Origin of the sequence: Allorhodopirellula solitaria, from assembly GCF_007859855.1 — a bacterium.
Classification (GTDB): domain Bacteria; phylum Planctomycetota; class Planctomycetia; order Pirellulales; family Pirellulaceae; genus Rhodopirellula; species Rhodopirellula solitaria.
The window spans coordinates 16,129-32,080 of record NZ_SJPK01000003.1; the positions used below are offsets into that span (position 1 = coordinate 16,129).

At 57.6% G+C, this 15,952-nt stretch carries 8 protein-coding genes; 4 read left to right on the forward strand and 4 right to left on the reverse strand.

The window, feature by feature from the left end:
• Positions 1 to 68 precede the first annotated feature (68 nt).
• The 4 genes from CA85_RS06210 to CA85_RS06225 are packed head-to-tail and all read left to right on the forward strand — an operon-like array spanning position 69 to position 6,390.
• Positions 69 to 1,079 carry an AAA family ATPase gene (locus CA85_RS06210; protein ID WP_146390469.1) on the forward strand — a complete coding sequence of 337 codons (1,011 nt, stop codon included), beginning with the start codon at positions 69 to 71 and terminating at the stop codon, positions 1,077 to 1,079.
• A gap of 50 nt (positions 1,080 to 1,129) precedes the next feature.
• A complete protein-coding gene (locus tag CA85_RS06215; RefSeq protein WP_146390470.1) occupies positions 1,130 to 1,957 on the forward strand; it encodes a DUF58 domain-containing protein in 828 nt (275 codons plus the stop codon).
• Between the two features lie 5 nt (positions 1,958 to 1,962).
• A complete protein-coding gene (locus CA85_RS06220; RefSeq protein ID WP_146390471.1) occupies positions 1,963 to 3,762 on the forward strand; it encodes a vWA domain-containing protein in 1,800 nt (599 codons plus the stop codon).
• Positions 3,763 to 3,765: 3 nt separating this feature from the next.
• On the forward strand, positions 3,766 to 6,390 hold the full coding sequence (locus CA85_RS06225) for a VWA domain-containing protein (protein WP_246112558.1): 2,625 nt from the start codon (positions 3,766 to 3,768) through the stop codon (positions 6,388 to 6,390).
• 681 nt (positions 6,391 to 7,071) lie between these two features.
• Here the strand turns inward: CA85_RS06225 and CA85_RS06230 are convergent.
• The 4 genes from CA85_RS06230 to CA85_RS06250 all read right to left on the reverse strand — a co-directional run bounded on the left by CA85_RS06230 (position 7,072) and on the right by CA85_RS06250 (position 15,480).
• Positions 7,072 to 8,031: a family 43 glycosylhydrolase gene (locus CA85_RS06230; RefSeq protein WP_246112559.1), complete on the reverse strand. Its 960-nt coding sequence runs from the start codon at positions 8,029 to 8,031 to the stop codon at positions 7,072 to 7,074.
• A gap of 161 nt (positions 8,032 to 8,192) precedes the next feature.
• Positions 8,193 to 11,240 carry a glycoside hydrolase family 2 TIM barrel-domain containing protein gene (locus tag CA85_RS06235; RefSeq protein WP_146390472.1) on the reverse strand — a complete coding sequence of 1,016 codons (3,048 nt, stop codon included), beginning with the start codon at positions 11,238 to 11,240 and terminating at the stop codon, positions 8,193 to 8,195.
• Between the two features lie 82 nt (positions 11,241 to 11,322).
• On the reverse strand, positions 11,323 to 13,530 hold the full coding sequence (locus CA85_RS25620) for a sialate O-acetylesterase (protein ID WP_246112560.1): 2,208 nt from the start codon (positions 13,528 to 13,530) through the stop codon (positions 11,323 to 11,325).
• An 84-nt stretch (positions 13,531 to 13,614) separates the two neighbouring features.
• Positions 13,615 to 15,480, reverse strand: coding sequence for a sulfatase (locus tag CA85_RS06250; RefSeq protein WP_146390473.1), 1,866 nt, complete (start codon positions 15,478 to 15,480; stop codon positions 13,615 to 13,617).
• Between the last annotated feature and the right edge of the window lie 472 nt (positions 15,481 to 15,952).

The window sequence follows — 15,952 nt, forward strand, 5'->3', positions numbered from 1 at the left end:
GCAACTGCAGCGTGGCGTCATTGCGGATAGAATCGCGACAAGCTTTCCTCCTCCATGAGACTTCTTCGATGACCATCGACGACCAATTGAAACAGCAACTCGACAATTTTCGTCGTGATTTTGATCTTCTGAAATCGGAGATCGCCAAGGTGATCGTCGGCCAACATGAGATCCTCGACGATATGCTGATCTCGTTGATCGCTGGCGGTCACGTGTTGCTCGAAGGGGTTCCAGGACTGGGCAAAACGCTGACGGTTCGTACTCTCGCCGAAGCGTTGCATTTGGATTTCCATCGGATCCAGTTCACCCCCGACCTGATGCCGGCAGACCTCATCGGCACCCAGGTGATCGTGGAATCGCCCGACGGTCGCAAGGGATTCGAGTTTCAACGCGGGCCCTTGTTCGCCAACGTGCTGTTGGCTGATGAGATCAACCGGGCGACGCCCAAAACTCAATCAGCGTTGCTCGAGGCGATGCAGGAACACAGCGTCACGGTGGCGGGGACAACCCACCAACTCGCGGAGCCTTTCTTTGTGATGGCGACCCAGAACCCGCTCGAGATGGAAGGCACCTATCCGCTGCCCGAAGCCCAATTGGATCGGTTCTTCTGCAAGCTTTTGGTCAAGTATCCGACGGTGAGTGATCTCGAGACGATTCTCGACCGCACCACCGAATCGATTCATCCTCGCGCCGAAGCCGTGATGACGGGCGAACGCATCCTGGAGATGTCCGCGCTCGCTCGCCTGATCCCCATCGCCTCGGACGTGCGACGCTATGGCATCGCTATGGTCGTCGCCACGCACCCTGAGCATGAACTCGCCGCCGAGGCGACCAAGAAGTATGTCCGTTATGGAGCGTCACCGCGAGGTTTGCAGTCACTCATCTTGGGTGCCAAGATTCGCGCGATTCTCGACAACCGATACCATGTCGCTCGTGAAGACCTGCGTTGCATGGCGACGCCTGTGCTGCGACATCGGTTGATCCTGAATTTCGAAGGTCAGGCCGAGGGCATCAGTGCGGATGACGTGATCGCTAAGATCATCGCTGACGTTGCCGAAGATTCGTTGGCGGCAGCGTGAGCGAGCTCTTTCCACCCGATTTTCTGACAAGATTGGAATACCTTTCCATCATGTCCAAACGTGTCTTCCGCGGCACGTTGCTGGCCCAGCGCCGGACGACGCAGATGGGATCGGGGATTGAGTTTTCCGACCACCGCGAATACACGCCCGGTGATGACCTCCGTTACTTGGACTGGAATATCTACGCTCGTCACGGAGACCTGCTGCTCAAACGATTCCAAGAAGAACAGGATCTGCACGTTTACCTTTTGCTCGATTGTTCGCCGAGCATGGTGATGGGCGATCCTGCTAAGTTTGACTTAGCACGCCATCTCACCGCCGCACTCGCCTACATTGCTCTGGCGGACTTGGACCGCATCGCAGTGCTTGCCTACGCCGACGGAATTGTCGAAGAATTTCCTGTCACGCGCGGCAAGGCTCGGATCTTGGCGTTGATGCGGTTTTTAGAGTCACTCTCACCATCGGGTGAGGACACGCATCTGTCTCGGGCGGTCCAGGGATTGGTGCATCGTGGGGCGAGATCGGGGTTGGCGGTCGTGATCAGCGATCTGTTTGATCCCAATGGCTTTCAACCAGGACTCGATCTGCTGCGTTCACGTCGCTTCGATGCTCACGTGCTGCAGCTACACGCCCCCCAGGAAGCCGATCCCAAACTGCTCGGCGACGCCGAGCTGATCGACGTGGAAACCGATTCGGTGCGAATGGTGACGGTTACTGAAAAACATTTGCGTTCGTACAAGAAACTGTTTCAGGCTCACCAACAGTCCGTCCGTGATTACTGTGCCAACTACGGCCTCGGCTGCACGCAGTCGCCGTCGACGGTGCCATTTGACCAGCTGGTGATGAGCATGATGCGAACTTCGGCAACGGGAGAGTAACTGCGATGTCTTTTGCTGCTCCGATCGCATTGACGTTGGCCGCTTTGGCGGTTCCGATCATCGGTCTGTATATTTTGAAGGTCCGCTTGAGACGGGTGCCTGTCTCGACGAATCTGTTCTGGAAACAGGTTTACGATGAGAAGCCACCTCGGTCGCTCTGGCAGAACCTGAGACACTGGTTGTCGTTGCTCGCGCAGTTGTTGCTGCTCGGATTGCTCGTGCTCGCGATTGCGGATCCATTCTTTGCCTGGCAAGCGGCCCGGGCGCGGCGGATGGTTCTGATCGTGGACGCTTCGGCGAGCATGCAGGCGAGCGACGTTGAGCCGACGCGTTTTGCCGAGGCCATCGCCGAAGCCCACCGAATCATCGATGGGGTGCGTGACCACGACCAGGTCGCGATTCTCACCGCCGGCGTGGTTCCCAAGGTAATCACAGGGATGGCCAACCACGCCCCCACGCTGCGACGCGCGATCGATTCGATTTCCGCGACGGACGCTCCCTCCTCGATCGATGCTGCTGTGACTTTGGGGAAACAGCTTGTTGGGGACCATCCCAACGCGCATGTGATCGTGATCAGCGACGGGGCCGAAGCGGCTCCTCCCGACGTCGATTGGCGGGTGGTGGGTACCGCCGCCGCCAATCTCGGCATCACCGAGCTGCAGGCACGCCGGAGCTTTGTCGACCCGGTTGGTTACGAAGTGCTCGTCGAGGTTCTCAATGCATCCGAGGAACCAGCTCGCGGCCGGCTCGAGTTGGAACTCGATGGCATCATCATCGACGTGCTGCCGCTCAAGCTCGATGCTGGCGAAACCTGGTCACGAACGATCGAGAAAACATCGCTCGAAGGTGGTCAGTTGACAGCGAAACTCACCGAACTGGAACAGACCGATTCCCTTGCGATCGACAATAAGGCCGCGGCGATCGTGCCGACTCGCGAGCTGCAGCAAGTACTGATCGTTTCGCCGGGCAACCTATTTTTGCAGAAGGTATTTGAAGCCAATCCGCTGGTGCGTGTGACGCTCACCAACACCATCCCCGAGGTCTGGCCCGCCGACACGATCGTGGTGTTTCACCAGTCGGTTCCGGAGACCATGCCCGAGCGTGATTTTTTGGTGATCGACCCTGACGCGGATTGCGATCTGTGGACGATCGGCGACATGATCGAAAATCCGATTGTCACCGAGCAAGACGAAGAATCGCCGTTGATGACTTACATTCGGCTCGATAACGTGCTCGTGCCCCAAGCCCGCGAGATCGCCTTTGAAGGCGACGCTCATCCGCTCGCCGCCACCGTCAGTGGCGAACCGATCTATGCGTCGCTTGATCGGCCCGCTGGCAAGGGCTTGGTACTGAGTGTGAACTTGGAACAGAGCGACCTCGCTTTCCGGACCGCGTTTCCCATCATGATCACCAATGCCTTGGCCTGGTTCGCCGACCAATCTGGGGAATGGGAGCCCGCGATCGCTAGCGGCGGCATCGCTTCGATCACCGCCGCCGGCGGCGAAAAACGCACACTCGTTTCGCCTTCGGGCGAGCGAACGCCGATTACCGGAGACCGCGCAGGACCGCTCGCCGAGGTCGGTGTTTGGACGATCGAGGGCGAAGATTCCCAGTCCACGATTGCTGTGAATTTGGCGAGTCCCACCGAATCGGATTTGCGGCCAATTGCGCCCTCGGATCTAGAGCAGTCGACTTCCATTGCCGGTTTGTGGTTCACCCGCCCGGTGTGGTTCTACTGCGCCGCACTCGCCGCCTTGCTGTTCGCGGTGGAATGGTTCTTGTATCAACGCAGGCTGATCGGATAGCCCATGATCCCATTGGAATGGACACGACCGTGGTACCTGCTCGGCTTGATTCCGATCTTGGCCGTCGTACTCGTCTATTATCGCCGTTCGCTCTCGGATTTCCCACCGCGGCAACGCTTGGCGTCCCTCTTCGTGCGTGTGCTGATCGCCGGTCTGTTGATCGCGTCACTCTCCGGGCTCACGCTGTTGCGGCAGACCCGCCAGCAATTCGTGGTGCTGTTGACCGACGATAGTCTGAGTATCGATGAGGATGCCAGGCAACGAATCGACGAGTTTGTCAGTCAGGCCATCGATGAGAAAGGTGGCGATGAGCTCGCGTCGCTCGCCTTTGCTGCCTCGACCGGTCCGATCCGGCCGCTGAGCGACGCATCATCCAGTGCCGCCGATTCGGTGGATGCGCCGCCGAGCGTGGAGGCATCGGCGGCGGACCGTGAGGCGGAGGCGAAGAAGAAAGAGCAGCGAGACGGCACGAATCTCGCCGCGGCCATCGAGGCTGCCGCTGGCTACATCCCGCCCGGCTACGTCCCCCAGATCGTGCTCGTTACCGACGGCAATCAAACCGAGGGTGATGCGGTCGCGGCGGCGGCGCAGAGCCGCATTCCGATCACGACCGTGGCACTTCCCTCGATGAGTGATCCCGAGATCCAGGTCGCTGCCGTCGATGTGCCTGCTGAAGTGCGAGAGGGCGAACCTTTCAACGTCGGGGTCATCGTCCAGTCCAACCATGAGGACGAGGGACTCGTCGAAGTCTATCGCGGTGATCATAAAGTCATCAGCGAAACCAAGAAATTCACCGTCGGCGAGAACCGATTTCAATTCCAGCAATCCATCGAACGCGACCGTTTGGCCGCCTTCACCGTCCGCGTCTCCGGCGTGGAGGCCGACACGCTCCTGGACAACAACTCAGACATCGGGTTGGTTTATTCCGCGGGCAAACCCCGTGTGCTGATCGTTGAGAGCGACCCGAACCTGATCCGTGAGCTCGCCTATGCACTCGAAGATGAAGGCATTTTGGTCGATATTCGGCCGCCTCAGGGGATGCCCGAATCGTTGGCCGATTTGCAGAACTACGAGTGCCTGATGCTCTCCAACGTGCCCGCGACCGACCTGACTCAAAATCAAATGCAGGTTGCCCGAACATGGGTCCAGGAACTCGGTGGCGGTTTGATCATGCTCGGTGGCGAGCAATCCTTTGGACTAGGCGGCTACTACAAAAGCGCCCTCGAAGACGTTTTGCCCGTCCGGAGCGACTTTGAAAAGGAGAAGGAAAAACCGTCGCTGGCAATGGTCTTGGTGATCGACAAATCTGGATCGATGCAAGGCGACCCGATCGAGATGGCCAAGTCCGCTGCCCGGGGCGCGGTCGAACTTCTCGGCCGCCGTGACCAGGTCGCCGTGCTCGCCTTCGATGGCGACACCTTCGTGATCAGCGACATGCAACCCGCCAGCAGCGCTCTGAAGATCAGCGATGAAATCGCACGCATCGAAGCAGGCGGAGGGACGAATATGTATCCCGCGATGGAGATGTCCTTCGACATGCTGCAGTCCACCTCGGCCAAGTTGAAACACGTGATCCTGTTGACCGATGGCGTTTCCACGCCGGGGGATTTCGAAGGCATGGCGCAGCAGATGGCCTCGATGAAGATGACCGTGTCCACCGTCGCGGCCGGTGGCGGCGCCGACACCGACCTGCTCGAACAGATCGCACGCACGGGTAAAGGCCGCTACTACTTCACCGACGATCCCGCCCAGGTGCCCCAGATTTTTGCCAAGGAGACCGTCACGGCGAGCAAGTCGGCGATCGACGAGCAACCCTTTCTGCCGATCGTCGTGCGTGCCACCCACGCGATGGCGGATTTGGACATGGAGTCAGCTCCCTTCCTGCTCGGCTACGTGATGACCCGTCCCAAACCGACCAGCGAAGTGATCCTGGCGACCGAGAAAGGAGACCCGCTGCTGGCGTGGTGGCGGTATGGTCTCGGGATGACAGCCGCATTCACATCCGATGCGAAATCACGCTGGGCCGCCGAGTGGATGACATGGCCCGGCTATGGCAAATTTTGGACTCAAGTGATTCGTCAGGTGATGCGTAAAAGCGACTCGCGTGGCATCGAAGTCCACACGGCACGTGACGCTGACCGCATCGACGTCGACATCGATGCCGCTGATCAAGTGGGACAGTTTCTCAACGATGCGGAAGTCGAACTGACCGTGATCGATCCGCAACTCAAACGCGAAACCATCTCTGTCGCTCAATCGGCCCCGGGCCGCTACAGCGGCGAGTTTCGGCTCCCGGTGTCGGGTTCCTATCATATGGAGATCAACGTCAAGCAGGACGGCCAGACTGTTTATCGCCAATCGCGCGGCGTGATGCGAGGCTACAGCGATGAGCTGCGCATTCGACCAACCGATGAGAAGCTCTTGGAACAAGTTGCCGATGTCTCTGGAGGCCGTTTCAACCCCACGGCGGCCGAGCTCTTCCAGCCGACCGATGCTACCGCCAATCGACCGACGCCCCTGTGGCCGTGGCTCTTAACCGCCGCCGCCTTCCTGCTGATCCTCGACGTCGCGCTCCGCCGCATCGATTTCGCCCTGCACTGGAACCGCTGGTTCACGGCTGCTCCGTAATCATCGATCCGTAGTGGACGAGGCAACGAGTCCTCCCGCATCGTAGTGGACGAGGCGACGAGTCCTCCAAGCTTCCCTACGCCGAAGGCGTTAAAGAAAATGGTTCTTCTCGGAATTGAGTGGCAGGCATCCAGGATGTTGGATTTTCCAGGCATGGCTCCCGTATCGAAGGATTTATTTGTGGGATGTGATTATCAATGTTAGACTGGCACTGCCGGGAGAAACGGAGCCGAGCTCTGCAGAGGTGCTGGCTTGGCAAGGGATATCTCGGTCGCCAGCGTTTCCCTGCAAAAGCGGTACGCCAATGGTGTTGTCGGTCCCTGGCGAGCGTTTGTTCGTCAGGGACGCATTTTTGAACGATCATTGGATACGAGAGCCATGCCTTAAAAAACCTTCCGCTGTGCTCTGCGCACGCTTCCGTCGGATGAACCGAAAATAGCTGGTGGTCGAACGCAGTGAACACCACCGGATACGCCGAAAGACACGCGTCCCAACCCCGAGTGGGGTGGAAGACCATCCACGACGAGGTCTGCGACCGACTTCGGGGTCGACGCTCCATCGTCCACGATCAACCGTGGGTGGCGCTGCGCGAACTTACGGCTATTTTCTAGAATCCCTTCCGGGTACTGTGCTACCGTCTTAGAATCGCTGGTGTTCGCGTGCCGCTCGGTTGGTTGGTGGTTACTCTCCCTCGGTATCGAAACGCCGAATGAACGGTAGGTGCTTTCTTGCACTTCCGATCTCAACACCCCATTTCGGAAGCCCTCCGCTACCGCTATCGGTAAATGCTTCAGGGCGATAGGCGCCGCCGGCCCACGGACCGTTCTTGACGTGATGGGTTTTGGAAAAGTGGATCCCGTCTTCGGCGTAGAGGATCGAGTTGGTGATCGATTTGGGCCCGGTGGTCCCGATCATCGCAGCGACGCCCTGGCCTTGCGGCCAAACGAGTACCTCGTGATTGCCAGGGATGACTGGATTCTCTTCGTGCCTGACGTAGGGCCCTTGCGGCTGATCAGCGATCGCTAGCCCCATTTGCGTTTGCCCCGGTCCTTTGCCCATCTGGCGGCCTTTGTAGTAGAACCAGTATTTGCCGTCCCGGACGATCAGGCAGGCGTCATCAACCAGATGACTGTCGAAGTCGCTCGCGTTGTCGCTGTTTTTCAAAGCCGGGTTGGTATCGAGTCGCTGCCACGGACCGTCGGGTGAATCCGATACGGCAATGCCGATTTTAGAGTCTGGATTGAACGGCTTGCGATACTCATTCGATGTTCCTGTAAAGAACAACCAATACTTCCCCTCGGCCACGAGGATATTGGGTGTGAAGACGCTGGCGCCGTCCCAGTTTCCCTCCGGGCCTTTGGCGAGAGCCTCGCCTTTCTCTGTCCAGTGAAGGCCGTCTGCAGAAGTCGCATACCAGATGGTCGCATCGTATCCTGGCGAGATTTCTCCCTTGGAGTACCACACGTAGAACAAGTCATCGACCTGGATCACATCGCTCGGGTCTCGACGCATCACACCTGATTCTGCGCCAATTCCCTCAACGGACCGGTGTGTAACCGCCACGGTCGGCATGGCAGGTTCCTCGGCGTGGATGGCGGTCGCGGCCATGGCAACTGCTGCAAGGAAGAAAAGTTTCTTCATCGTGTGGTCCGATGTGTGTTTTGAATTGGATGTCGGTCGTTCGAACGAAAGCAGTCTCAGCTCTCGCTGTTGGGCTGCGATACAGGCCGGGCACGAAGTTGCTCAACGCATTCTACTTGGCCGCTCGAAAACACGGCGTGTGGGTGATCAACAAGCAGCTTTTATTGAAGTGCGATTTCATCGATGTACATGCCTCCGGCCTCGACAGTCGAAAGACGGATGACGTTTGCACCACGTTGCAGCTGCACGGGCACGCTCACTGTCTTCCAGTGAGTCCCCCAGCCGTCAGTGTTTGGCAGGAACAGTCTGTCATCAATGACTTTCCCGTTGACAACCACCTGGATGGGTCTTCCCGGGCGATTCTTTGCTTTGCCGCTATACCGGATCTTCAGTGTCGCGTCGTACGCGTCGCCATCGTTTTCCTGGTACCACTCGGCGTATGCGTCCCGGTCACTGCCAAAATCAATGTAGCCTTTGCCATGAAACCCACTGCCGTGGGACTTCACCGTCGCGCCGCTCAATTTCGCATCTTCGGCTTGCTCACTGCCAGGAGTCTCCGCAGCGATCGGCGATGCATCGTTGTTCCAGACAAACCCTTCGTCCATCGCAAAGCGTTCTTCCAATACCTGGAACGGTTTCCCATCGACGGTGACGAGCGCCTTGACGGTGCTGCCTAGCGGAACTGAGAAAGGGCCGGTGTAGGGCGTGGACTGCACCGTCGGATCTGACTGATCCGTCGTGTAGAAGATTTCCGTATTCAGTTGAGGCTTCTCTCCCCGCAGCGCCAGCACCTGCGTGTCGATATGAACCTCGTTCGAGGTGATCTGTTTCTTTTCGCCTAAGATGCAACTCGCCAGCAATGCGATGTCGCCAGTCTCGCCGGTCGACTCGATGTAACCGCGCGTGAGGCCATAGAACGCGATGCGGCTTTCCGCTTCGTAGTGCTTCTCCACATCGACCGGACTTCCATTATCCAAGGCGCGGACCTTTCCCGGTCCGATTACTTGAAAGTACGTGCGGTTTTCGCCGTACGGGTACATTTCACCTTTGGCATCGGTTGTGGTGACTCGAACTTGAACGATATCCTTACCGCTAGTGGCGAGTGGTTCACCGTCGACGGACAGTGCGATGCGAGCGGGCGGACCAGCGGAACGGACTGTTTCTTCCGCGACGATTTTGTCGCCCTGATACCCGACCGCTTTCAGTTCGCCCGCCGCCCAAGGCACCATCCACTGGCACTGCATCTCATCCCACTGGGTTCCCGGCATTTGACGACCGAGAGATTTGCCGTTGAAGAACAGTTCTACGTCGGGACAGGTCGAGTAAACCCATACCGGAATTTCCGTTCCTTCTTCGACCTTGGGGTGTGTCCAGTGCGGCAGGATGTGCACCATCGGATCATCCGTCCATTGACTCTGGTAGAGGTAGTACAGGTCCTTTTCAAAATTGGCGAGGTCGATGGCACCTCCCATGAATGCCCGAAACGGCCAGCCGCCGTGCACGTAACCTGCTTCACCGATATAGTCATAGCCGGTCCAACGGAACGAACCGGCGTGGTTTGGAATGTCTCGGATTTGCTGGATGTTGCGGCGTGAATTCAGACGCACCATCGCATTGTCGTAACTGGAATTGAAAATCTGTTTCCGGTTTCGTCGCTTGTCAGACTCGATCCAGTCGTGAGTGAAGACTTCCTCTGCGGTGAGGTCGGGCGTTTCGTACGGTCTCTGCTTGCTCGGGTACCCGTCGCGATACCACGTCTTGGTTCGATAGTAGCCCCGGACCTGCCAAGTATGCGTATTCTCGGTGCCGATGAAGACTCGATCGTTGTCCAGTGAATCAAAGAAACCCTTCTTTTCGCTCGAACCGTTCACGCCGAACACATCCATGTGCTGTGACGCCGAGTGCCCGGAGGTAACCGGCCGCGTCGGATCGAGTTGATGGCAAAGGGCAACGAGATCTTCGGCGACAGGGCCACGCGTTTCATTCCCCACGCTATAGATCACCACCGAGGGATGATTGCGGTCGCGTTTCACCCAGTCCGTCAGATCGCGACGCCACCATTGGTCAAAATGATAACGCCCATAGTCGTGGTCAGCCTTCTTCCGCCAACCATCGAAAATCTCATCCATGACCAGCATGCCGACCTCGTCGCAGATCTCATAAAAAATCGGCGTTTGCGGGTTATGAGCTGTGCGGATGGCGTTGCAGCCCATCGCTTTCAACTGCTCGATGCGGAACCGGAGCACTTTATCTGGCACGGCCGCCCCCAACGCCCCGGCATCCTGGTGGTTGCAGACACCTCGCAGTTTCACGTTCCTGCCGTTGAGCCACATGCCGGTACCGGGTTTCCACTGGACGTCTCTGAATCCAAAGCGACTCGTGGCAATATCTGTCGATGTGCCGTCAACGCGTATCTCAACCTCACAGCGGTACAAGTTGGGTGATTCGAGGTCCCAGCGTTTCGGGCTGGGGACCTGCATTTGTGCCGTCGAAACTTGACGTGTGTTGGGTTTCAGGCTTAGCGTGCTGGTGTTCTCCGCCACGACATTGCCATCGGGATCCATGATTGAGACTCGAACACTGACCGGCTGATTCTCGCCCGATGTATTGCGGATCTCGGTATCGAGCTTTGCCGTGTTGCCCTCCGTGCGGATAAAGATACCGTCGTTAGGTACGTGCACCTTCTCTTTCACATCCATCCAGGTGTGCGCATAGATTCCGCTACCGGTGTACCAGCGTGCAGACGGCTGCTTGCTATTGTCGACCCGCACCGCGAACGTGATCGCATCTGAGGAGTCAGCGATCTCGCTGATGTCGTATGAAAAGGAACTCCAGCCATAGGGACGGGTTCCTAGCTTCTCGCCGTTCGCCCAAACAGTGCTGTTCATGAAGACGCCGTCGAAAGCAACCTCAACATGCTTCCCCTGCCACGCTTCGGGAACAGGAACGGTCTTCCGATACCATCCGATGCCGGCCGGCAGGTAACCGCCCCGATCACCCATCGGATGGCTTTTTTCATATTCACCTTCAATGCTCCAGTCGTGCGGCACGTCGAGTGAACGCCAGGTGGAGTCATCAAACTCAGTGGCTTCTGCCCCACTGGGATCTCCAAGTTGAAATTTCCATGCCTCATCGAAACTCGTACGATCTGCCCGTGTGGTCTGAGCTGATAGAAGTAAAAGCACAAGGACGACGTGTAAGTATCTCATGTTTTTCGTTCGGCTTCGTGAGTCAAGTTGGTGGAACGGGTGATGGTGCGCGTAAACAATAGGTGGGTGTCTCGGCGGATCACTATGGCTCGAATTGATCGGTACGGAACGGAACGGCAGGGAGACCGGCCGCATTGACCAGATTGACGTTCGGTTTTCCGGTAAAGGCATAGCGGACGTAGAGCGGCATTGCCAGTTTCGGCGATCTCAGTACGACGGTTTGCCCGTCGAGTTCGGCGGTGGCTTTCCGCCACTCCTTGGACTCATCCGCCAGCCAGAAGCCTGTCGGGGCCTGGCCATTGGTGGTTTTAAGACTGTCGGCATGATCGAATTCGATGACCAGCTTGTCGCCCTGAACCTCGACCCGCTTCATCTCAGGCCCTCGTGCCTGCACTTCGCGGCCCAGCGTGTCTCGCTCTGCCAGCAGCGCTAACCGCTGGCCGACGGGCAACTTGTCCTTCGGATGAACATTCGTCGCATCGCCCAAGTCAATGGTATTGGCGACGGAGGTATGTGGTAGTTCGAGTGCTTTGAGCTGCGATTCACGCATCCACGCCCAGGAATGCGCCGCTGGCGTTTCGGCTTCGCCCTTCGGGCCCCCCGGCAATACCTTTCCGTAGCCGGGCAGCATCACGACGAGAAAGTGAAGATCATCGCGTCCCCACTCCTGACGATAACGCTGCATCCACAACTTGAGCGTGTCGCCGTATTTCAACATCCCCGAATTGCGAGCAAACCAGGGTTCCTCCAACATGCCGAACATCGACTGGGTGTTGCGTTCACCCTGATACCAGACCAGCCCACGGCAGGCGTACGGAACCAATGGATGCATCATCGCGTTGTAGAGGATGCTGGATTGACGGCGCAGAAAGATATCGTCTCGATTGCTCCAAGGTTTGGGGCCGTTGAGAATTTTGGCGATGCGGCTCCGTGTCTCGATATCAGCATCGAACTCGTCCATGAGAACATCGAAGTGCGGCACGGACTCCGCCATCTCCCGCGGCATCCACGCTTCCAGTGACGAACTGCCCCAGCACGTCAGCAGAATGCCCACGGGAACGTCGGCACTTGCTTGGAGAAAGTAAGCGAATGAAAACGCGACTGCACTATCCGGGGGTGTTGTTACCCATTCGCCCTCACAACGATCCTGTTGCGTGAAAGCAACCGTTCTCTTCACCTCGAAGCTGCGGATGTTCTTGGCACGTTCAATCAAGCCTTTGATTTCGGGAACCGCGCGTGCCGAAAACTGCATGTTCGACTGACCCGAACAGATCCAGACTTCACCGACGACGACGTCGGAGAAGGAAATCTGAGAGTGGGGACCGGACACTTGAAGCACTTGTGGGTCGGCGTTTGCCGGCATGGGATCCAGCAGGACCTTCCATCTACCGTTCGGACCGGCCAGGGAAGTCTTTGTTTGTCCGGCGAAATTTACCGTGACAGTGCTCCCCGCAGCGGCTGTTCCCCACACCGGTACCTCGCTATCACGTTGCAGCACGGCGTGATCGGTGAAGGGCGATGCCACCGTCAGCGCGGTTGTGCCGGCGTCGTGTTGCTGGAGCTGGGCGGCAATCTTCTTGCCAACCTTCGAGGCGAGGTACTTGTATCCATCTGTCGTGTAGTGAACATCGCCCTCGCGGATTTGAATTTCGGGGAGCTTCGCGAGTGCATGGGTGTGGAGGTCGTTGATCAGCACTCCATTGACTTCCATGATCTCTTCGGCGATCCGGTTGTACTTCACGTCATCGCCCAGTTTTCGCCCCGCCTCGCCTTCCGGAACGGGCGTGGTCGCGCACCAAATTAGTGTCGCTCCCGTCTCCTGGAGGCGGGCCACGATCGTTTTTAGGTTGGCACGGTATCGCTCTGGAGTCGCGGTCAGGGTCCCGTTCACCTTGTCCCGGTTCCCCTGCATCTTCGACTTGGGATTCCGATAACAGAGGTCCCAGAGCCCCCAGTTGAAATGGATCACATCCCATTTACGTTCTCCGATCCACTGATCGAGATGCTTCGCTCCGAAAGCAGAGTTTTTTCCATTGCTGGGGATCCGGAATACATCGGCCTGGCCTTGCAGTTGCCGTCGCACCTCGACGGTATAGCCAATTGAGATGGAATCGCCGATCAACAGAACATTGGGAAGTGCTGGGCTGTCCTTGGGATTGGCAAACGGAGATGAGTATTCTTTCGGGGTGTCGGTCTCCGTTTGGCCTGATCGCTCTGGCGCCGCACCCAAGCTCAGGCCAGTCCACGCGCAGAAGAAGATCAGGCTAAGTACAGATCGGTTGAATAACATCAGGTCGTCTTTGTCGCGAAGGATCGTTCGTGGAGTGGTAGCGGTAGCGAAATTCGACAGGCTTTGCTCGAGCCACGCGGGGCCCTACTGTGGCGGTTCGACTTTGATAGCGGTGCTCGTGTATCCGGTTCGGGATCGTTTTACCGGTGGGTAGCTGACGAGAAAATTGTTCTCATCGATCACGTTGAGCACGTAGTGCGTTGCTCCGTCTGGAATCGCCGCTTCGACGCGAGAGTTTGGCAGCAATCGGGCGGGCTCGCGAAACCATTCTTCATATCGCTCACCACCGTTGCGTGTGAATATCAAATCAGCAGCAACAACTTTCGCGCCGTTCTCGCGATAGCGAAAAACCGCTGAGTCATCTCGCACGGTGTGTTTAATTACGCGGCAAACTTGATCTTTGCCGGGCAAATCGGCAGCAGTGGTTGGGTTGTAATACGGTGCAGCCGCATCCATTTCTGTCAGGATCTCGGTCAAGCGATCGTTCAATGCCTCAGTCTTCTCGGGCATCGAATCGGTAAGATTGTTCGCTTCTTCAATGTCTACTCGCGTCTGCTTCCCATCAACCGTCTCGTACAGCCGATAGAGTTCGAGCGGTTGGGTGTGTGGGTGCCCGACATGGTCGTAGTTGCGAATCAGTTTGTAGTCGCCGACGCGGATCGTGCTCTCCATGGCTGCACCGTGTGGATAGTGCCACATCATCGTATCTCGGACGCTGCCGTCGATTTGTTTGACCTCGCTCGGATCTGTGGGGTCGCCCAAGAGCAATGGTGTCAAGTCGCATCCGTCGAACTGCTTGCCCTCGGGAACCTGGGTGCCTGTCATCGCAAGAATGGTGGGATAGAAATCCAAACCGTTGGCCATCACATCGGTTTGGACGCCCGCAGGGATGCCGGGGCCGGTCACGATCAGCGGCACCCGTGTGCCGCCTTCCATCGCTGAGATCTTGCCACGGTCAAGCGGGAAATTTTCGGTGTAACGTTCCTTGGGACTGCCTTCCATGCCACCATTATCAGAAGAAAAAATGATGAACGTGTTCTCACTGAGCATATGCCCTGGCCAGCGAGGATCCTCGGTCGTGTCGAGGTAGTCAAATACTTGGCCAACGTAGTAATCGAGTTCTTGGACCATCGCACAGTAGAACGGATTGACGTAACCCGGCGTCTCCCGGCCAGGCACCTTGGCTGGGGCGATGCCGATCCGCTCTGCATACTTGTCCAGATGTGCTTCGCTACGAGTGTGAATTGGCGCATGAACCAACCAGGTCGCGTAGTAGAGGAAAAATGGTTTGTCTTTGTTCTCGCGGAGGAAGTCAAACGCGTCTTCATTGGTTTGGTGAAATGGATATCCATTCTCGTCCAAGCGAAATGGGTCGTTGGGTGCTGTGGTGGCGAAACCGGTCAGGCGATCTTCCATCGACGATCGTGAACCTCGATTTGCACGAGAAAAATCAAACCCTTGGTCGATGGGTTGCGGGAAGGCATGGTGCTGGATCGCCATGTGCCATTTTCCCGAGTGACCGGTGACGTAACCGTTCTCACGCAAAACCTTAGGAAGAGTGATCTCCTCTGCGGGCATCCGGCCGCTTTGCCATGGATCCATCATGGTCGAATCAGTGCGCAGCGGATGGGGCGGGGCGCCACCGACCACGCTTGTTTTCCGAGAACGGGCTGCGTGATTACCGCTCATGATCGCGCACCGTGAAGATGCACAGACAGGCGTCGGAGAGTACCCCTGCCAAAACATCACGCCACGCTGAGCAAGCGAATCGATGTTGGGGGTCTCGGTGGGCGATGGCTCATCAATGTCGTAGCACTTGACGTCTTGCCATCCCAAGTCGTCGGTCAGTAACAGCAAAACGTTCGGTTTCGCTGGACGCTGGTCACCGTAGAGCGTCGATGCGAATAGAACCGCCAACGCGAACGAGAAAACTGAGAGCGTAGACGTCATGGGAGGCCGTTTCGATAGAAAGTGAAACTAAAACTGTTTTGAACACGATCGGCGGATGACCAACGATGCTGTCTAGCCACCGCTTCGCCGATATCCGCCGCATGAGTCTCCCTTCCTCGTTCTGAGCGACTCCATTCGACTTTCGCGGTTCGTTATCAACTATAGTCGATTCCCAGTCTGCCTGCGGGTTGGCGATTGAATCGATGCTGGCGCCGCAACGGTGGGCAGGGTGCCGTAACGCACTAAGCAACACACGATGAATAAGTGTCGGTTTTCGTAGTGGACGAGGCGACGAGTCCTGCGGCTTTGGACTCGTCGCCTCGTCCACCACGACAGAAATTGATCGTGCCGTGCTAAGTGACGCCGTCCACCCGCCCGCTTGCGCGCCTGGCTCGCTCGACCGACACGCCGATTGACCGGCAGGTGTCGATGTTTTCACCGCTCAGCCGGGCGGGAACGTGAATCAGCGAAA